Annotated in this window: 21 protein-coding genes; 12 read left to right on the forward strand and 9 right to left on the reverse strand. The window is 66.4% G+C overall.

Annotation, left to right across the window (positions count from 1 at the left end):
* The first annotated feature begins 2 nt into the window (after positions 1–2).
* Genes JVX90_RS15195 through JVX90_RS15205 form a run of 3 tightly spaced genes read left to right on the forward strand, consistent with a single transcriptional unit; the run spans position 3 to position 2,484 of the window.
* Positions 3–620, forward strand: coding sequence for a class I SAM-dependent methyltransferase (locus tag JVX90_RS15195; protein WP_205329536.1), 618 nt, complete (start codon positions 3–5; stop codon positions 618–620).
* A gap of 56 nt (positions 621–676) precedes the next feature.
* Positions 677–1,927 carry a saccharopine dehydrogenase NADP-binding domain-containing protein gene (locus tag JVX90_RS15200; RefSeq protein ID WP_205329537.1) on the forward strand — a complete coding sequence of 417 codons (1,251 nt, stop codon included), beginning with the start codon at positions 677–679 and terminating at the stop codon, positions 1,925–1,927.
* Positions 1,927–2,484, forward strand: a complete 558-nt coding sequence (locus JVX90_RS15205; RefSeq protein ID WP_205329538.1) for a sugar O-acetyltransferase — start codon at positions 1,927–1,929, stop codon at positions 2,482–2,484. The genes JVX90_RS15200 and JVX90_RS15205 overlap by 1 nt, the downstream gene beginning before the upstream one ends.
* Before the next feature lie 46 nt (positions 2,485–2,530).
* Here JVX90_RS15205 and JVX90_RS15210 read toward each other — a convergent pair whose 3' ends face one another.
* The gene (locus JVX90_RS15210) at positions 2,531–3,187 is read right to left on the reverse strand and encodes a PaaI family thioesterase (protein WP_205329539.1); all 657 of its coding nucleotides are present in this window, start codon (positions 3,185–3,187) and stop codon (positions 2,531–2,533) included.
* A 131-nt stretch (positions 3,188–3,318) separates the two neighbouring features.
* On the opposite strand from JVX90_RS15210, the gene JVX90_RS15215 reads away from it, so the two are divergent.
* On the forward strand, positions 3,319–3,819 hold the full coding sequence (locus JVX90_RS15215; RefSeq protein ID WP_205329540.1) for a hypothetical protein: 501 nt from the start codon (positions 3,319–3,321) through the stop codon (positions 3,817–3,819).
* Between the two features lie 14 nt (positions 3,820–3,833).
* The gene (locus tag JVX90_RS15220) at positions 3,834–4,781 is read left to right on the forward strand and encodes a 1,4-dihydroxy-2-naphthoyl-CoA synthase (RefSeq protein WP_205329541.1); all 948 of its coding nucleotides are present in this window, start codon (positions 3,834–3,836) and stop codon (positions 4,779–4,781) included.
* A 195-nt stretch (positions 4,782–4,976) separates the two neighbouring features.
* Here the strand turns inward: JVX90_RS15220 and JVX90_RS15225 are convergent, their stop codons facing one another.
* Positions 4,977–5,162 carry a hypothetical protein gene (locus JVX90_RS15225; RefSeq protein WP_205329542.1) on the reverse strand — a complete coding sequence of 62 codons (186 nt, stop codon included), beginning with the start codon at positions 5,160–5,162 and terminating at the stop codon, positions 4,977–4,979.
* Positions 5,162–6,220: an LLM class F420-dependent oxidoreductase gene (locus JVX90_RS15230; RefSeq protein WP_205329543.1), complete on the reverse strand. Its 1,059-nt coding sequence runs from the start codon at positions 6,218–6,220 to the stop codon at positions 5,162–5,164. Before JVX90_RS15230 ends, JVX90_RS15225 begins: the two co-directional genes overlap by 1 nt.
* A gap of 260 nt (positions 6,221–6,480) precedes the next feature.
* Between JVX90_RS15230 and JVX90_RS15235 the strand changes: the two genes are divergently transcribed.
* The 6 genes from JVX90_RS15235 to JVX90_RS15260 all read left to right on the forward strand — a co-directional run bounded on the left by JVX90_RS15235 (position 6,481) and on the right by JVX90_RS15260 (position 10,820).
* A complete protein-coding gene (locus tag JVX90_RS15235; RefSeq protein WP_205329544.1) occupies positions 6,481–7,710 on the forward strand; it encodes an inorganic phosphate transporter in 1,230 nt (409 codons plus the stop codon).
* 32 nt (positions 7,711–7,742) lie between these two features.
* Entirely contained in the window at positions 7,743–8,015 is a 273-nt protein-coding gene (locus tag JVX90_RS15240) for a hypothetical protein (protein WP_205329545.1), read from the forward strand.
* A gap of 12 nt (positions 8,016–8,027) precedes the next feature.
* On the forward strand, positions 8,028–8,339 hold the full coding sequence (locus JVX90_RS15245; RefSeq protein ID WP_205329546.1) for a DUF3349 domain-containing protein: 312 nt from the start codon (positions 8,028–8,030) through the stop codon (positions 8,337–8,339).
* A 9-nt stretch (positions 8,340–8,348) separates the two neighbouring features.
* A complete protein-coding gene (locus tag JVX90_RS15250) occupies positions 8,349–8,681 on the forward strand; it encodes a DUF3349 domain-containing protein (RefSeq protein ID WP_205329547.1) in 333 nt (110 codons plus the stop codon).
* Between the two features lie 38 nt (positions 8,682–8,719).
* Entirely contained in the window at positions 8,720–9,850 is a 1,131-nt protein-coding gene (menE, locus tag JVX90_RS15255; protein ID WP_205329548.1) for an o-succinylbenzoate--CoA ligase, read from the forward strand.
* 100 nt (positions 9,851–9,950) lie between these two features.
* On the forward strand, positions 9,951–10,820 hold the full coding sequence (locus tag JVX90_RS15260) for a 1,4-dihydroxy-2-naphthoate polyprenyltransferase (protein WP_205329549.1): 870 nt from the start codon (positions 9,951–9,953) through the stop codon (positions 10,818–10,820).
* Positions 10,821–10,848: 28 nt separating this feature from the next.
* Here the strand turns inward: JVX90_RS15260 and JVX90_RS15265 are convergent, their stop codons facing one another.
* The 6 genes from JVX90_RS15265 to JVX90_RS15290 form a co-directional block, all read right to left on the reverse strand.
* The gene (locus JVX90_RS15265; RefSeq protein WP_205329550.1) at positions 10,849–11,607 is read right to left on the reverse strand and encodes a Clp protease N-terminal domain-containing protein; all 759 of its coding nucleotides are present in this window, start codon (positions 11,605–11,607) and stop codon (positions 10,849–10,851) included.
* On the reverse strand, positions 11,600–11,866 hold the full coding sequence (locus JVX90_RS15270) for a helix-turn-helix domain-containing protein (RefSeq protein ID WP_008377501.1): 267 nt from the start codon (positions 11,864–11,866) through the stop codon (positions 11,600–11,602). The genes JVX90_RS15265 and JVX90_RS15270 overlap by 8 nt, the downstream gene beginning before the upstream one ends.
* 64 nt (positions 11,867–11,930) lie before the next feature.
* Positions 11,931–14,453: an FtsX-like permease family protein gene (locus JVX90_RS15275; protein ID WP_205329551.1), complete on the reverse strand. Its 2,523-nt coding sequence runs from the start codon at positions 14,451–14,453 to the stop codon at positions 11,931–11,933.
* The gene (locus JVX90_RS15280; RefSeq protein ID WP_205329552.1) at positions 14,453–15,136 is read right to left on the reverse strand and encodes an ABC transporter ATP-binding protein; all 684 of its coding nucleotides are present in this window, start codon (positions 15,134–15,136) and stop codon (positions 14,453–14,455) included. Before JVX90_RS15280 ends, JVX90_RS15275 begins: the two co-directional genes overlap by 1 nt.
* A gap of 10 nt (positions 15,137–15,146) precedes the next feature.
* Positions 15,147–16,256 carry a PLP-dependent cysteine synthase family protein gene (locus JVX90_RS15285; RefSeq protein WP_205329553.1) on the reverse strand — a complete coding sequence of 370 codons (1,110 nt, stop codon included), beginning with the start codon at positions 16,254–16,256 and terminating at the stop codon, positions 15,147–15,149.
* A complete protein-coding gene (locus JVX90_RS15290; RefSeq protein WP_205329554.1) occupies positions 16,253–16,612 on the reverse strand; it encodes a DUF4229 domain-containing protein in 360 nt (119 codons plus the stop codon). The genes JVX90_RS15285 and JVX90_RS15290 overlap by 4 nt, the downstream gene beginning before the upstream one ends.
* A gap of 189 nt (positions 16,613–16,801) precedes the next feature.
* Between JVX90_RS15290 and JVX90_RS15295 the strand changes: the two genes are divergently transcribed.
* The gene (locus JVX90_RS15295; RefSeq protein ID WP_205329555.1) at positions 16,802–17,026 is read left to right on the forward strand and encodes a BldC family transcriptional regulator; all 225 of its coding nucleotides are present in this window, start codon (positions 16,802–16,804) and stop codon (positions 17,024–17,026) included.
* The last annotated feature ends 88 nt before the right edge of the window (positions 17,027–17,114 follow it).

Genomic DNA, 17,114 nt, shown 5'->3' on the forward strand with positions numbered 1-17,114 from the left:
CCATGGGCTTTTATTCGGAGCGGGTGCTGCCGCGGATCATCACGAAGACGTGCGGGATGCCTGCGATGGACAAACTGCGTCGCGCCGCGTGCGAGCCGTTGTCGGGTCACGTCGTGGAGATCGGGTTCGGTTCGGGTTTCAACGTCGGCCAGTACCCGGATTCGGTGCGGCGGGTGTCGGCGATCGAGCCGAGCGACGGCGGATGGGCACTCGCTCGCGCGCGTGTCGCGTCGTCGACGATTCCGATCGACCGCGCGGGACTCGACGGTCAGCGGCTCCCGTTCGACGATGACACGTTCGACGCCGCGCTATCGACGTTCACTCTCTGCACGATTCCCGACCTGCCCGCGGCGCTCGCCGAACTGCGCCGCGTGGTCCGGCCCGGCGGTGTGTTCGCATTCCTCGAGCACGGGACCGCACCCGACGACGGCGTACGGCGTTGGCAGCGCCGACTCGAACCTGTTCAGAAGAGACTCGGCGGCGGGTGTCACCTGACGCGCGACATCCCGTCGACGATCGCCGACGCCGGCTGGGACGTCACCGCTGTCGACGCGTTCTACGCCAAGGCCTCCCCGAAACCGTTCGGCGCGTTTGTGATCGGCTCCGCCAGCAACCCCTGATCCGTGCCATGCCGAGCTCGCACCCTTCGTCACACATGTCGACTAGCCTCGTATCCATGAGTCGCGAATTCGACGTCGTCGTCTTCGGAGCCACGGGCTTCGTCGGCGAGCTGACCGCCCGTTACCTCGCCCAGCACGCGCCGTCCAACACCCGCATCGCGCTTGCCGGGCGTTCGGAGACCAAGCTCGCAGCGGTTCGGCGCAGGCTCGGTGAGAACGCGTCGGGTTGGCCGCTGATCGTCGCCGACTCGCAGGCGCCGTCGTCGCTCGACTCGATGTGTGCACGCACTCAGGTGGTGTGCACCACCGTCGGCCCGTACTTGAAGTACGGCGAGAACCTGGTGATCGCGGCCGCGACCGCCGGGACCGACTACGTCGACCTCACCGGCGAGGTGCCGTTTGTGCGTTTCGCCATCGACAAGGCCGACGACACTGCTCGTGCGACCGGCGCGCGCATCGTCAACGCGTGCGGGTTCGACTCCATCCCGTCCGACATCGGCGCCTACCTGCTGTACCGCCAGATCACCGAAGACGGCGAAGGCGAGATGACCGACACGACGATGGTCCTGACGTCCATGCGAGGCGCGGCTTCCGGCGGCACGATCGACTCGGTGCGCGTGATCACCGATCAGGCGAAGGACGCGCAGACTCGTCGCCTGCTCCTGAATCCGCAGTCCCTGTCCGGTGGACCCGGAGAGACACCGCGGGCCGGCATCAACTCCGAGCCGAGCGACATCTCACCGGTGGACGCACGCAAAGTCGACAAGTCACTCCGCGGCACTTTGGCGCCGTTCTTCATGGCCTCCTTCAACACACGCATCGTGCGACGCTCGAACGCCCTGCGCGACGGCGCCTACGGTGACGGCTTCCGTTACCAGGAGACCATGGCGGTCGGCAGCATCCCAGGCCTGTCCGCAGTCCTCGCGGGAGCGGTGTCGGTGGGTACCGGACTGTTCCTCGGCGCGATGAGCCTGCGTCCCACTCGCAAAGTGCTCGACTGGGTGCTGCCGAAGCCCGGCGAAGGCCCGAACGAGAAGTCGCGCGAGGCCGGTCATTTTGTCACCCAGACGTTCACGCAGACCACCACCGGCCGACGCTACCGCTCGCAGATGCGAGCGCACGGCGACCCCGGATACAAGGCGACCGCCGTCATGCTGGGTGAGAGCGCGTTGGCGCTCGCCCTCGACCGCGACAAGCTGCCGGACCGCTCCGGTGTTCTCACCCCGAGCGTCGCCATGGGAGACGCTCTCATCGAACGGCTGCGCGCCGCCGGTTTTGTCGTCGAGGCGCACCCGCTCGACGACTGATGGACGTCCCCTCACTCGTCTCCGGCGAGTGGTACCTGGACAGTCCAGCGCTGCGCACGCTGCGTGACGAGTGCGGGACTGCGATGGACCGATTCAACGCGCTGGGCGCAGCCGACCACGCCGGCCGGGCCGCGATCCTGCGCGCGGCGTTCGCCGAGTTCGGCGATGACGCCGAAATCGTTCCGCGTCTGCGCTGCAGCTACGGGTTCAACATCCGAGTCGGACGAGGAACGTTTGTCAACGCTGACGCGTTCTTGATGGACGACGGCCCGATCACCCTCGGAGACCACGTCCGGATCGGCCCGTCCGCCGTCCTCGCCACCGCACTTCATCCGATCGACGACCACGCGCTTCGTCGCGAGGGCTGGGAGCGGACCGCCCCGATCGTCATCGGCGACAACTGTTGGCTCGGCTCGAACGTCACCGTTGGTCCGGGCGTCACGATCGGCCGGAACACTGTCGTCGGTGCGGGCAGTGTTGTCGTCCGCGACCTACCGGATCACGTCGTGGCCGTCGGGTCGCCCGCTGTCCCCATCCGGGAACTGCCGACCGAGTGAGAACTGGTGAACTGTCGCCGCTGTACGACGATATTTCACCAAACGATCAGGCCTGGCCCGGCTTCAGTTCGATGAAGAGTGCGTCCATGTCGGCGCAGAGGCGGTCGCCGTCGTGCAGGGTGCCCTTGACGAACAATTTGCGGCCGTCGCGGCGCTCGACCCAGGTACGCAGTGACAGTGTGGTCTCGAGTGGAGTGAGCGAACGGTAATTGACCGTCAGGTACGCCGTCCGGGAGACGCCGCCGATCTTCAGAGCAGCCGCCATACCCCCGAGGTCGTCGAACGCGACTGCGACGTGACCGCCGTGCGCGACCCCGTTGCCACCGAGATGGAATCGACGGAAGGTGACGGTCGCGTCGACCCCGTCGGGTCCGCCCGCACTGATCTCATACGGCGGCAGCGTGATGTTGCCGCGCGACGGAAGGTCGATGCGGGTGCCGGACGGGCTCGTCCACTCGTCCACGAGCATCGTGTCGAGCTTCGCGTTGAGTTTGACGAGGTCTTCGATCACCTCGTCGGCCAACGCGTGGGTCGGGCTCGCGTATCGGACCTTGTCCATGAAGCTGCGGACCTGTTCGATCATGTCGCCGTACGTCGGGCCGCCGCGCTCCGTGGTCACCTGCAGGTCGGCGCGGAATCCGCCCTCGTGAGGCGAATCGTCCTTCGCCGGCACGTTCCAGTCCTGCTTCGAGATGTCCGTCATCGTCTCACCGTATCCGCACGACTGAACGCCCCCGCCGTCGGCCGGTCATCACATCCCCATGAATCGGGCACATAGGACGTCCGGTGCGGCATATTCTGTGCACCACAACAACTCTGGACGAAGGCTACGACATGTCGATCAAGAACATTCTCAGTGAATCGGACTACCGGCTCGTCCTCGCGACCGAAGACGACCAGATCGCGGATCTGTCTGAGCGCAAGCTCCTCAAACTCCATCGCCGCATCCGCCGGGCCCGCAACAAGCACGTCGGTCAGTATCGCCGCGCAGGAGCGGCGAAGGTGTCGAAGAAGGGCGCCCGGGGCCAGGCCAAGAAGGCGAACGTCAAGAGGGCCGAGCGTGCCGAGGTGTTCGAGGAGGCCCTGAGCCGAGTCAGTCGTAGGCTCGGCGTCGTCGCGCACGAGGCGGCCGAGGCGCTCAAGGCCGAACGTCTCGCGGCTGCCGCGGGTGGATCCGCCGGTCCCGGCAAGGACGGAAAGAAGGGGTCGGGAAAGGTCTCATCGAAGGGCAAGGCCAAGGTCGACGACACGCGTGACAAGTCGGGCCGCAAGAAGTACGAGGCGTCGTCGATCGCACAGGGCAAGCGCCGGCAGGCCAAGCGTGACAAGCGCTGACTAACCTGGAGTCCATGACTTCGAACCCGTTCGACCCGACGCAGTGGAAGCCGGTCCCCGGCTTCTCCGACCTCACCGACATCACCTACCACCGCCACATCGGTGAGGGCCGGGCGAACGGGATCGTCCGCATCGCTTTCGACCGCCCCGAGGTCCGCAATGCGTTCCGCCCCCATACCGTCGACGAACTCTTCCGCACGTTCGACCACGCGCGTCGCTCCCCCGACGTCGGCACCGTTCTGCTCACGGGCAACGGCCCGTCGAGCAAGGACGGCGGGTGGGCGTTCTGCAGCGGCGGCGACCAGCGCATCCGCGGCCGCAGCGGCTACCAGTACGCGGCCAGCCACGACTCCGACGTCGCCGCCGCGACCGTCGACGGTGTGGACGAAGCGCGAGTGAAGGCCGAGGGAGGTCGTCTCCACATCCTCGAGGTCCAGCGGTTGATCCGTACCATGCCGAAGGTCGTCATCGCCGTGGTCAACGGTTGGGCGGCAGGCGGTGGCCACTCACTGCACGTGGTGGCCGATCTGACACTGGCGTCCCGAGAGCATGCTCGTTTCAAGCAGACTGACGCCGATGTGGGCAGCTTCGACGCCGGATACGGCAGCGCCTACCTCGCGAAGCAGGTCGGACAGAAGTTCGCCCGCGAGATCTTCTTCCTCGGCGAGGCGTACGACGCGGAGACGATGCACAAGATGGGCGCCGTGAACCGCGTCGTCGATCACGCCGAACTGGAGAACACCGCGATCGAGTGGGCTCGCGCCATCAACTCGAAGTCGCCGACCGCCCAGCGCATGCTGAAATTCGCGTTCAACCTCACCGATGACGGCTTGATGGGTCAGCAGGTGTTCGCGGGTGAGGCGACCCGCCTCGCGTACATGACGGACGAAGCCGTTGAAGGCCGTGACGCCTTCCTCGAGAAGCGCCCCCCGAACTGGGACGACTACCCGTACTACTACTAGAGGCCGCCGCCCAAACGTCCGCCGGTCGCGCATCCGCTCATTTCGTCGACATCTGCTCACCTCCGGAGGTGAGCAGATGTCGATGAGATGAACAGTTGGTCGGCGAAGTGAGCAGGAACCTCATCATCGCTTTATCCCCACCATGACTCGACGATAGCGAAACCGGCGATCCGATTCCGCGGGTGTCAGAGGGTTTCAGAACCAAGGGATCTTGGCGAGGAGTCGGCCGATCCAGTCGAGGACGCCGAAGAGGCCGCGGCCGGGACGGGTGGACCTCACACGCTGTTCGTTCAGGTACACCACACACAGACCGCCGACAAGAACGACGACCGATGCGATGACCGCACCCGCGATCACCAACGCGAGGGCGGTGCTGGACATCAGCCGATAATCTCGGCGAGTTCCCGCATGCTCTCGACACGCTCGGCGTGAGTGTGGGCCGCAGGCGATGCGAGCAAGACCCCGACGTCGGCGCCACGGAACGCCTCGACACGCTCCTGCACATACGAGCGGGGACCGATCAAGCTCATCTTGCGGATCAGGTCGTCGGGCACCGCGGCCGCGGCCTCGTCCTTGCGTCCGTCCAAGTAGAGGTCTTGGACGAGCTTCGCCTCGTCGACGTAGCCGTAACGCTGCACCAGCGAGTTGTAGAAGTTCTTTCCGCGCGCGCCCATGCCGCCGATGTAGAGCGCGGCGTGGTGGCGGACTCCGTTGAGCGCGTTCTCCGCCGCGTCCTTGTCATCAGTGATGAGCGTCGACGTCTGGACGACGATCGACAGGTCGCCCAACGACGGGTCGCGCTTCGCCTTGCCCGCCGCGAGCGCCGGGCCGAACGCCTCTTGGACGTACTCAGGATGGAAGAGGAAGGGCTGGAACTCCTCGAACAGTTCCGCGGCCAGTTCGACGTTCTTCGGGCCGATCGCTGCGAGCAGCATCGGGATCTTCTCGCGGACCGGATGGTTGATGATCTTCAACGGCTTGCCGAGACCCGAGCCGCCGTCCTCCTGCGTCAACGGCAGCTGGTAGTGCTTGCCGCGGTACTCCAGGCGTTCACGACGCCACACTTTGCGGCAGATCTCCGCGTTCTCGCGGGCACGTCCAAGCGGGTAGTCGTACTTGACGCCGTGGAAGCCTTCGATCACCTGCGGGCCGGATGCGCCGATGCCGAGGATGGCGCGCCCGCCACTGATGTAATCCAGACCGGCGGCGGTCATCGCCAGATTGGTGGGCGTGCGCGAATACATCGGCAGGATGCCGGTCTGCAGTTCCATCGTCTCGGTTCGAGCCGCGATGTACCCGAGCTGACTGACCGCGTCGAAGCTGTACGCCTCCGGCACCGTCACCCGTCGCACGCCGACCGATTCGAAGTCGCGGAGATTCTCGATCGTCTCCCGGAAATCGCCCGCGTAGTTGATGGGCATGCCCAGCTTCAGCGTCATGCCGCGATTCTTGCACACCGCCTCGAAGCCGGATCGGAGACGGGATCGGCTCCTCCGCCCCGGCGTCTCGTTAACCCACGCGACACCTCAGAGAAAGCTGAGCGTCAGCCAAGAGGCACGCGGTTGGTGAAGCACTCGGATCACGGTGGTGAACTTTACGTGAATACGCCGATGACTTTCGGAAACCGCCAGGTCAGACACCTCAAATCGGGTAACCACGAGTTGACGGGGCGTACCGTTCGTCGCCCATAGTTATGCCCATGACCGCAGAGATGATCATTCTTGTGCTGTTGATCGTCACAGCCCTGGGCTTCGACTTCACCAACGGCTTCCACGACACCGGCAATGCCATGGCAACGTCCATCGCAACCGGCGCACTCAAGCCGAAGGTGGCCGTCGGCCTCTCGGCGATCCTGAACCTCGTCGGAGCATTCCTCTCCGTCGAGGTGGCGGCGACCATCACGAAGGACGTCCTCAAGATCCAGACGACGTCCGGCGACGCGAAGGGCGCCCTCATCGAAGGGCTCGACGCCAACAAGGCGTTGATCATCATCTTCGCGGGCCTCATCGGCGCCATCCTCTGGAACCTCTTCACGTGGCTGTTCGGCCTACCGTCCAGCTCCTCGCACGCGCTGTTCGGCGGCCTGATCGGTTCCGGTCTCGCCGCACTGGGCACCACCGGCATCAACTGGCACGGCATCCTGGGCAAGATCATCGTCCCGGCCCTGTTCGCTCCGCTGATCGCCTGCGTCGTCGCCGCGGTCGGCACACTCCTCATCTACGCGATCACCAACGGCATGTCCGAAGCCAAGAAGGAGACCGGATTCCGTCGCGGCCAGGTCGCATCCGCATCGCTCGTCTCCCTCGCACACGGAACCGGCGACGCACAGAAGACGATGGGTGTCATCGCACTCGCCCTCATCGCCACCGGCCACCTCGACGCGGCATCGGTCTCGCACGGTCTCCCGATCTGGGTCGTCGTCACCTGCGCCTCGGCCATCGCACTCGGCACCTGGCTCGGCGGCTGGCGCATCATCCGCACGCTCGGCAAGGGCCTCGTTGAGATCAAGGCGCCCCAGGGCATGGCGGCCGAGGCCTCGTCCGCGGCGATCATCCTGACCAGCTCGGCTGCGGGCATGGCCCTCTCGACCACACACGTCGCCACGGGCTCGATCCTCGGTTCCGGTCTGGGCAAGAAGGGCGCCGAAGTCCGCTGGGGCGTCGCGGGCCGAATGGCCGTCGCCTGGGTCACCACCCTTCCGGCGGCAGCACTCGTCGGCGCGATCTGCTTCTGGATCGCCCACCTCATCGGCGGTGCGCCGGGCGCGATCGTCATCTTCCTGATCCTCGCAGCGCTCTCCGGCTACATGTACTGGCGTGCACAGCAGCAGAAGGTCGACCACAGCAACGTCAACGCCGAGTGGGACACCGAGACCAACTCGGCCGTTCCCGCCGCAGACGACGCTCCGACGACCACCAACCAGGCCTGAGCGGCCGAGAAGTCTAGAAAAGGCTGCACCTCATGGACATCATCTCCTCCATCACCAAGGTCCTCGCCGTCGGACTCATCCTCGGCGCAGGCCTCCCGGCCCTGTTTGCACTCGGCATGCGTGCCGAGGCTGCCGGCGAAGGAACTCTGCAGCGCCCGGCGAACCCGGCGCTGAAGTACCTCGGCTACGTCCTGATCGGCCTGACGGCCATCGTCATCGTCGTCGGAATCCTGTGGATCACCCGCCAGACGCTGAACTACTACTTCGACCTCAAGATCTTCCCCGACTTCGCGTACAAGAAGTGAGCTGACACGACCATGGCACCCACACTCTTCGAGAACGTCGTCAACTGGATCCGCGCGGGCTACCCCGACGGTGTTCCCGCTGCCGACTATCCGCCCCTCCTTGCCCTGCTCACGCCAGTCCTGACCGAATCGGAGATCACCGATATCGTGCTCAAGCTCGCACTCGAACACGGTACCGAGAGCCCGGCGACCCCGGAACGCATCAAAGATGCGATCCACGCCGTCACCGAGCAGGCTCCGTCCGCGGAGGAACTCCGCCAGGTCTCGGCTCGTCTGGCCGCTGCCGGATGGCCGCTCGCCGTCTCCGTTCCGGCAAGCGAATAATCAACCGCCATGGAACGCCATTCGTTTCTCTCCACGATCCGGACCTGGCTGCGCGCCGGGTACCCGGAAGGCGTGCCGCAGAGCGATTACGTTCCACTCTTCGCGCTGCTGCGTCGCCAGTTGAGCGAAGAGGAGATCCGGCAGGTGGCGATCGACATGATCGCCGACAGCGAAGTCGAGACGATCAACCGCGTCGACGTGGGAGTCGAGATCTCCAAGGTCACCGACGAACTCCCCCGTGACGAAGACGTCGCTCGGGTCCGCACCACACTCGAAGCGGCGGGCTGGCCGTTCGACGACGCCCCGTTCTCATCGACAGACAGCCCGGAGGACAAGCCCTGAGACGCCTCGAACCGCTGGTTCTTCCCTCGAATCCCGCCGTGATTCACGCCCGGCGGGATTTGTCGGCTCTGCTCACCGGCGACGCCGCGTATCTGCCGCTGCCTGACCTCGACTCGAATGAGTCGTCACGGCTCCGCGCTCACCTCGGCGTCGGTGAGCCGATCGACGACAGGTGCTGCCTCGTCGTGTCGACGTCGGGCACCACCGGCGTTCCCAAAGGCGCCATGCACACCCACGACACGCTGCGCGCGTCCGCGCAGGCCACAGCCGAAGCCCTCGGCGGGCCAGGAGTCTGGTTGCAGACGCTGCCGCCGCACCACATCGCCGGCCTGCAGGTGATGCTCCGATCACTCGCCGCAGGCTTCGACCCCGTGATACTCGACCTGACCGACGGATTCGACGTCACGGCACTGCCCGCCGCCGTCGACGCGCTCGCCGGACCGCGCCGGTACACCTCGCTGGTACCCGTCCAGTTGCGCAAGGTTCTCGCCGACCCCGACGCCACCGCCGCGATGCGGCAGTTCGACGCGATCCTCGTCGGCGGCGCCGCCACTCCCCCGTCCCTGCAGCAGACGGCGCGCGACGCCGGACTGCAGATCGTCACCACGTACGGGATGAGCGAGACCGCGGGCGGGTGCGTCTACAACGGCATCCCCCTTGCCGGCACCACTATCCGCATCGACGACGCCGACTCGGACGGTGTCGGACGAGTTGTCCTCGGCGGAGCGACAGTCGCCCTCGGCTACCGGAATCTCGCGGACCATCCTGCCTTCGCCGAGCCCGGGTGGTTCCGCACCGACGATCTCGGCGTCGTCACCGACGGTGCGCTGCGCATCGTCGGTCGCGCCGACGAGGCCATCTCGACGGGCGGACTCACGGTGGTCCCCCAAGTCGTCGAGGCGGTGATCGTCGACCTCGACGCCGTCACCGACTGCGCGGTCGTGGGAGTACCCGATGAGCGGCTCGGTGAGCGTGTTGTGGCTGTTGTTGTACCCGCCGCCGGACACGACGCTCCGAGCGTCGACGAGATAAGGGAGATCGTCGTCGAACGCCTCGATCGCTACGCCGCGCCGCGCGAGGTGGTCTTCGTCGACGCTCTGCCCCTTCGCGGTCCGGGCAAGGTCGACCGTGCGGCGCTGCGAGATCGGCTCCGCCAGAACACTCTCTGATCGTCGTCGACCCGAGCAGCCGCCGAACGTGACAGATCTCGCGCCGCCTCCGGGTCGCCGGGAACCGGCTCGTCGACTGAACCGTGACATGCTTGATCCCGTGGCAACGGTCAACGAATGGATCCAGGGCGCACGACCGCGGACGCTTCCGAATGCGATCGCTCCAGTGGTGGCAGGCGTCGGTGCTGCGGCACGGATCGGCGACGTCGTGTGGTGGAAAGCCGGCCTCGCCCTCGTCGTGTCGTTGGCGTTGATCATCGGCGTCAACTTCGCCAACGACTACTCGGACGGGATCCGCGGCACCGATGACGATCGAGTCGGCCCGATGCGCCTGGTCGGCTCGAAGGTCGCTTCGCCGTCTGCGGTGAAGACTGCCGCCTTCACGTGTTTCGGAATCGGCGCGGTGTGTGGTCTTGTCCTCGCGGCGAGCACCGCGTGGTGGCTGATCGCAATCGGCGTCGTGTGCATCGCCGGTGCCTGGTTCTACACCGGAGGAAAGAAGCCGTACGGCTACCTCGGCTTCGGCGAGATCGCGGTGTTCGTGTTCTTCGGACTCGTCGCCGTCTTGGGGACTCAGTTCGTCACGATCGGTCGGATCGACTGGGTCGGCGGAGTCGCCGCTGTTGCCGTCGGATCGTTCTCGAGCGCGGTCCTGGTCGCGAACAACCTGCGAGACATCCCGACCGACACCGAGTCGGGGAAGATCACCCTCGCCGTCCGACTCGGCGATCGCGGCACCCGCGGACTATTCGTCTTCCTGATCGCCGTGCCGTTCGTCGGGACGATCGTTCTGATTCCGGTGACGACGGCAGCTCTCGCGGGCCTGGTCGCCGCGCCCTTGGCCGCAGTCGCACTGCGCCCTGTCGCGTCCGGCGCCAAGGGCCGTGACCTCATCCCCGCACTCGCGACGACGGGACTCGCAATGCTCGCATGGTCGGTCGCGACCGGATTGGCCCTCGCCTTCGCCTGAGATCGGCACGACGAATCTTGGGGACGCGTCAGACAGCGGCACGGCTCTCCAGGACTTCCGTCACCGCGCTGCGCAGGCTGTCGACGTCGGTCACCGATTCGATCACCGCGCGTGACGCGGGATCGCCTGCGTCGAGAATCCCGAGGAGCAGGTGCTCGGCGCCGATACTGCGGTCACCACGAGTCCTCGCCAGGGTGACGGCGGAATGCATGGCGTCCCTGACCGGGCCGTTCATGCGTGCACGGCCTCTGCCGCGAGGACCACGACGACCACGACCGCCCTCCCACGGGCCTTCGCCGTCCCAGCCCGGCCCACCGGGTCCACCCGGTGCACCGAACGGGCCGCCGAATCCCGGCCCACGACCGTGCGGACGGTGGTGACCGCGACGCTCGTCGCATCCGTCACCGCGGCGAGGTCCGCGGCCGCGGCCGCGGCGTTCGCCCCAACCGTCAGCGAGGTCGTCGCCGAACTTGTCTCGGACTGCGGCGCGCACGCGATCCAGGTCGATGCCGATGCTGGCGAGGGCGTCTCGGTCCTCGTCGTATCGGTTCTTCTCGTCCGACTCGGCGGTCGGCTCGTCGGACTGGTGGAACTCACGTACAACGCCGCGCGCAGCGTCGAGCGTGAGGCCCCGCTCCCCGAGCAGGGTGAAGATGGGGCTCCGCGCGTTGCAGAGCATCCCGAGGATCAGGTGGTCGTTGCCGAACGACGGGTGGCCCAGGTCGCGGGCCTCCTGCGTGGCGAACATGAACAGTGTGCGGTCTTCCCGCGAGAAACGGTCAAACATCGTTGCCGTCCTTTCCAGCTGCTGGTGCAGCCTCTCGATACGAGTGCTTCTGGTGCACGGCCTGCCGGCTGACCTGTAGGACGTCCGCGATCGCCTGCCAACTCCAGCCTGCGGCTCGAGCGGAGGCGACATGAACGTCTTCGAGGCGGTCCGCGAGAGTCCTCAGCGCTCGGACTGTTCCCAGTCCTACGGCGGGATCGGAACTCGCCGCGGTTCCCGTCATCGAGTCGGTGTCGGTCGGCATCTCTTCGTCGTGCATGTTGTCAGGTTATGTTGACACTACGCCTGTTGTCAACATTTATTGACGAACTGATTTTGCGAGACTACTCGGCCGCGATCGACTCGCTGATGTTCTGGCGTGACGCGCGGACTGCCGGGACAACGGCACCGAGAAGGCACAGCACAGCCGACACCGCGACGTACCAACTCGACGACCACAGTGGGCTGTAGACGATGTCGATGGAAGTCGTCTCGGTGAGAATCGCATCCGCGAGGACGTGCAGCCCGGTGCCCATCACCGCACCGGTCACCGCCCCGATCACGGCGATGGCGCCTGCTTCGGCGAGCACCATGCGGAAGACGAATCGGCGAGAGGCTCCCATCGACCGCAGCACGCCGATCTCACGTCGTCGTTCCAGCACCGACAGCAGGAGCGTGTTGAGCAATGCGATCGCCGCAGCCCCGGACACGATCCACTGGATCGCGACGGTGAATCCACCCGACTGCTCCGCCGTTCGCTGGGCGGCGGCCAACGCCTGCTCCCCTGTGTAGACGTTGACGGGCGAGCCGCCGACTCCGGGATGCGCGTCGGCGATCCTGGCGACCGCACGACGCACCGCATCGTGATCGGCCCCCGCGTCGATCATCACCTGGAGGTACGTGTCCCCCGGGCGCTTGAACCAGGTGTGCAGCAGGGTGATGGACACCGCAGCCACCCCGGAGTCCATCGAGACGTAGTTCACCGTCTCGAGGACACGCAACTGTCGGGGTCCGGCGGGTGTGGCCAGAGTGAGCTCGTCGCCGACATCTGCGTCCAACGTGCGGGCCAGAGTCCGCGACAACAGGATTCCCCGACCGTTCAGGACCTCGTCCGCCGCCTCCTGCGACGCTTTCCGCAGGAACGGGGCCGATGCTCCACGTTCGAGTCCCTGCACGACGATCCGAGCGTCTCCGAGGTTCACATTCGCCCACTGTCCGCCGATGACCCGCCGCACGCCCGGAGTCGCGGCCACTTCACGCCGGACGACCGGATCGAGTACCGGCCCGGTCGGAATCGACGCAGCGTCCTGCGACGACACGTAGAGGTCCGGTTCGCTCAACCCGCCGAGCGACGACGACAACGATCCGACGAGGTTGTTCAACGCACCTGATATCCCGATGCCGACCGAGACTGCGACGGCGACGGTCATCACCGTGGCCCATACCCGGCGGGGCGCACGTTCGGAGTTCACCGCGGCCAGTCGTCCCGGCCCGGCGAATCCGGTGGCCACCGCTCGCACCCCGGCCACCAGCAACGGGCTGAGAGCGAAACAGAGGATCAGTCCGCCGACGGCGTAGACCGCTCCCGCGAGGATCGCCGCGCGCCCGTCGACGGTCTCGACGATCAACCAGGCTCCGAGGACGCCCATCACACCCACCACACCCGACGTCCATAGGAGTCGCGGCGACACGCCTGCCGCCTCGGTCACCTGCCCGGGGGCCATCGCCTCCACCGGCGTAACCGAGAAGACTGCCTTCGCAGCGAGCGCCGTCGCACCGATACACGCGAGAACAGCTGCTCCGATTCCCGCCGCGGGGACCAACGCAGGCAGCGTGTAACTGACTTCCATCCCGACCGAGGACGATCCGCCCGGTACCCGACTCAGCGCCCACCGGCCTGCGACGACACCGATCGGGATGCCCGCGACGCCTCCGACTACACCGAAGAGCGCGGATTCGCCCAGCAGGTCGCCTGCGAGATGCCGCCGTCGTCCACCGAGGGCGCGGATCATCGCCAGGCTGCGTCGACGGGACGCGACCGCCATGTTCATGGTGTTGAACACCAGGAAGGCGGCGATGACCAGCGACACCATCGACACGAGGAGCGTCGAGTCACGGACGACCGAACTCGCGACCTCCGCCTGCCTGACGCGGAAGTCGGGGTCGACAACGCTCGCCCGATCTCCCACGACGTCCTCGACCGACTCGCGTAATGCGTCGGAGTCGGCGTTGGCGATCGGAACGATGAGCAACGAGTCGACTGCGTCACTCAGGCCTGCCAGCCGTTGTGCCAGTGGCAGGTACGCGAAGACGAAGCGGCCGCCGTTGAGACCGGACGCCTCGTCACCTAGCACCCTCCGGATCGTGAGCCTCTCGCCGGCGACGTCGACGGTCTGCCCCACGGCCAGCCCGACCGTCGGCCCGACCACGATGCCGTCGGCCAGGTCGTCGATGCTCAGCCCGGAATCGTCCGACTCCGCAGCGGCCCCGAGCTCCGGCGACAGCATCGAGGCCCGATAGTCCGAGCCGAGCAACACGGTCGGACTGCCGTCGATGACAATCGACCCGCGGACGATCGGGACCACCTCTTCTGCAAGCGGAACGTGCTCGCGCAGTTCCCCCGCGATCGACGCGGGCACGCCCGAATCGGTGATGCCGGCGACCTCGACGGTGGCGACGCCAGCGATCGCCGCGTTGAAGTCGCGTACCGACGCCGTCAACGAGCCGTACACCGAGAGCACCGCGACGAGCAGCGCGGACGACACCGTCACCACGAGCAGCGACGTGACGACCCTGAGTTTGTGCGATGTCAGCTCTCGCAGACCGAGCACCCTGATGCGGGTGAACCCGGCTCCGATGCCCCGCATCAGGCAGAACCGCTGATCACTCGCCCGTCCCGGACGGTCACCACCTGGTCGCACGATCGAGCGGCGGCGGCATCGTGCGTGACCATCAACACCAGCCGGTTCGCGTCCTCGTGCGCGACGTCGGACAGCAGTTGCAGAACATCGGCGCCGGTGTGGGAGTCGAGGTTGCCCGTCGGTTCATCGGCCAACACGATGGTCGGCTCCATGATCAACGACCGCGCGATGGCGACACGCTGCATCTGCCCGCCGGACAGTTCAGAGGGCCGGTGATCGATCCGGTGTCCGAGGCCGACCCGTTCCATGAGTTCCACCGCCCGCGGCTTCGCCTTCGCCAGCGAGCGAGAGTCGAGCAGCATCGGCAGTGCGACGTTCTCCCACGCCGACAGCGTCGGCACGAGGTTGAAGAACTGGAAGATGAATCCGACTCTATGCCTGCGGAACTCCGACGCCGCATCGTCAGACAGAGACGTCAGGTCGACGCCGTCGACCTCGATCGAGCCGGATGTGGGGCTGTCGAGTGCACCGACGATGTGCAACAACGTCGACTTTCCGGCACCGGACGGCCCGACGACCGACACGAACTGCCCGCCGTCCAGAGTCAGCGACGCACCGTCGAGCGCGCGGACCGTCTCCGTTCCCATGCGGTATTCACGGACCAGGTCGACGGCGTCGACGACGGGCATGGCGTCTCCTTCAGGAGTTCCAGACTCCCGTGGCGAAGTACTCGGTGAGCACGGCGGTGGGCGGCCCGAGGTCGAGTTCCTGCGCGGCGACCCATTCGTCGTTGTAGTAGGTGTGATCGTAGCGGTCGCCGCTGTCGCACAGGAGCGAGACCACACTGCCCGCGCGACCCGCGTCGGCCATCTCCGCCATGATCGTGCACGCGCCCCAGAAGTTGGTTCCGGTGGAACCGCCGACCCGGCGGCCGAGGCGTGCGCTGAGGAACCGTGCGGCGGCCACCGACGACGCGTCGGGCACACCGATCATCCGATCGATCACCTGGGAGACGAACGACGGCTCGACCCGAGGACGGCCGATCCCCTCGATTCGCGATCCGCCGGTCGAGGTGATGGTGCCGTCGCCTGCCTCATAGGCGGGCAGGAACACCGAGTTCTCGACATCGACGACGGCCAGACGCGTGTTGTGCTGCTGGTAGCGGACGTACCGCCCGAAGGTCGCCGAGGTCCCACCGGTGCCGGCGCCGACGACGATCCACTCCGGCACCGGATGAGGCTCGCCGGCCATCTGCGCGAACACCGATTCGGCGATGTTGTTGTTGCCGCGCCAGTCCGTCGCACGCTCGGCCATCGTGAACTGATCGATGAAATGACCGTCCAACTCGGCCTCGAGTCGCTGTGCGACAGCGTAGATCTCCGACGGCGAGTCGACGAAATGACAGCGGCCACCCTGCGCTTCGATGAGTTCAGTCTTACGGGGCGAGGTGCCCTTCATCATCACCGCGACGAACGGCACGCCGATGAGCTTGGCGAAGTACGCCTCGGACACTGCAGTCGACCCCGACGACGCTTCGATCACGGTGGTGCCGGGGCCAATCCACCCGTTGCACAGCGCGTACAGGAACAACGATCGCGCGAGGCGATGCTTGAGAGAGCCTGTCGGGTGTGTCGACTCGTCCTTCAAGTACAGGTCGATCCCGCCCGCTTCAGTCCGCGACCACGACGGCAGGTCGACTTTCAGAAGATGGGTGTCGGCACTGCGCAGACCGTCCGCCCCGATCCGACGGACCGCTTCGGCCGTCCACTCGCGATCAGACGTGTGCTCGACGATCCGCGTGGCGGTCATTCGCTGTCGCCCCGCAGACGCGACTGGAGTTCGTCGTGACGAGCACTGCGTGCGGCGTCGATGCGGGTGATCTGGTCGTTCACCCGGAGACGGAGGGTCTTGAACGCGACCATGCCCACTGGAAGTGCGATCAGGACGCCGAACACCGCGGCGACCACAAGCGGCACGTCGACGCCCGCGGCTTTGCCGACGAAGAAGATGACGGCCGCGATCGCGACGACCAGCGCGAGACGAGCAGCCGTGTAGAGAGCGATCGCGGTGATCAACGTCCCGGTCGTCGCAGGCTTCCCGCCTGGCCCAGCGTTCTTGGCGTCGGTGTTCTTGGTGTCCGCTTCCACGGGGAGGTCTTCACTCATACCTCCTAGGATACGGCCCACGACATGGGACGAACGCCGCGCCAAAGGTCCCTCAACGGACATTACGGCCTCTTTACCTACACCTGACTGTTCGAGCAACCACCCCAAGTGCGTGTACTAGTGGAGCCAGGACGGGGAATGAACCGACACGACGCAAACAGCGTCGTCCCACGACTCCAGGAGGGTCCGATGACCGCAATCGCAGATCAAGACGAGCAGGCCTCAGAACTGATCACTCCGGCTCTCGCCGCGCAGCACAACCTGACGCCCGGCCAGGTCGCCGCAATGTTCAACGTGAACCCGAAGACCGTCGCACGATGGGCGTCGTCCGGCGTCCTCAAGTCGATCCGCACGCCGGGCGGCCACCGCCGTTTCCGCGAGGCCGACGTCGTCGCCCTCCTCAACCGCGGCTGACTCTTCCCGCTCACTTCAGCAGCAAACCGCTCCCCTCGGCCGCATTCGCTCACTTGCACAAGTGAGCGGATGTCGCCGAGGGGAGCGG

Origin of the sequence: Gordonia sp. PDNC005, assembly GCF_016919385.1 — a bacterium.
Lineage (GTDB): Bacteria > Actinomycetota > Actinomycetes > Mycobacteriales > Mycobacteriaceae > Gordonia.

Bases quoted from the DNA above. Each gene is read 5' to 3' on its own strand.
- JVX90_RS15195 (WP_205329536.1), top strand. From the start codon at position 3: ATGGGCTTTTATTCGGAGCGGGTGCTGCCGCGGATCATCACGAAGACG.
- JVX90_RS15200 (WP_205329537.1), top strand. From the start codon at position 677: ATGAGTCGCGAATTCGACGTCGTCGTCTTCGGAGCCACGGGCTTCGTC.
- JVX90_RS15205 (WP_205329538.1), top strand. From the start codon at position 1,927: ATGGACGTCCCCTCACTCGTCTCCGGCGAGTGGTACCTGGACAGTCCA.
- JVX90_RS15210 (WP_205329539.1), bottom strand. From the start codon at position 3,187: ATGACGGACATCTCGAAGCAGGACTGGAACGTGCCGGCGAAGGACGAT.
- JVX90_RS15215 (WP_205329540.1), top strand. From the start codon at position 3,319: ATGTCGATCAAGAACATTCTCAGTGAATCGGACTACCGGCTCGTCCTC.
- JVX90_RS15220 (WP_205329541.1), top strand. From the start codon at position 3,834: ATGACTTCGAACCCGTTCGACCCGACGCAGTGGAAGCCGGTCCCCGGC.
- JVX90_RS15225 (WP_205329542.1), bottom strand. From the start codon at position 5,162: ATGTCCAGCACCGCCCTCGCGTTGGTGATCGCGGGTGCGGTCATCGCA.
- JVX90_RS15230 (WP_205329543.1), bottom strand. From the start codon at position 6,220: ATGACGCTGAAGCTGGGCATGCCCATCAACTACGCGGGCGATTTCCGG.
- JVX90_RS15235 (WP_205329544.1), top strand. From the start codon at position 6,481: ATGACCGCAGAGATGATCATTCTTGTGCTGTTGATCGTCACAGCCCTG.
- JVX90_RS15240 (WP_205329545.1), top strand. From the start codon at position 7,743: ATGGACATCATCTCCTCCATCACCAAGGTCCTCGCCGTCGGACTCATC.
- JVX90_RS15245 (WP_205329546.1), top strand. From the start codon at position 8,028: ATGGCACCCACACTCTTCGAGAACGTCGTCAACTGGATCCGCGCGGGC.
- JVX90_RS15250 (WP_205329547.1), top strand. From the start codon at position 8,349: ATGGAACGCCATTCGTTTCTCTCCACGATCCGGACCTGGCTGCGCGCC.
- JVX90_RS15265 (WP_205329550.1), bottom strand. From the start codon at position 11,607: ATGTTTGACCGTTTCTCGCGGGAAGACCGCACACTGTTCATGTTCGCC.
- JVX90_RS15270 (WP_008377501.1), bottom strand. From the start codon at position 11,866: ATGCACGACGAAGAGATGCCGACCGACACCGACTCGATGACGGGAACC.
- JVX90_RS15275 (WP_205329551.1), bottom strand. From the start codon at position 14,453: ATGCGGGGCATCGGAGCCGGGTTCACCCGCATCAGGGTGCTCGGTCTG.
- JVX90_RS15280 (WP_205329552.1), bottom strand. From the start codon at position 15,136: ATGCCCGTCGTCGACGCCGTCGACCTGGTCCGTGAATACCGCATGGGA.
- JVX90_RS15285 (WP_205329553.1), bottom strand. From the start codon at position 16,256: ATGACCGCCACGCGGATCGTCGAGCACACGTCTGATCGCGAGTGGACG.
- JVX90_RS15290 (WP_205329554.1), bottom strand. From the start codon at position 16,612: ATGAGTGAAGACCTCCCCGTGGAAGCGGACACCAAGAACACCGACGCC.
- JVX90_RS15295 (WP_205329555.1), top strand. From the start codon at position 16,802: ATGACCGCAATCGCAGATCAAGACGAGCAGGCCTCAGAACTGATCACT.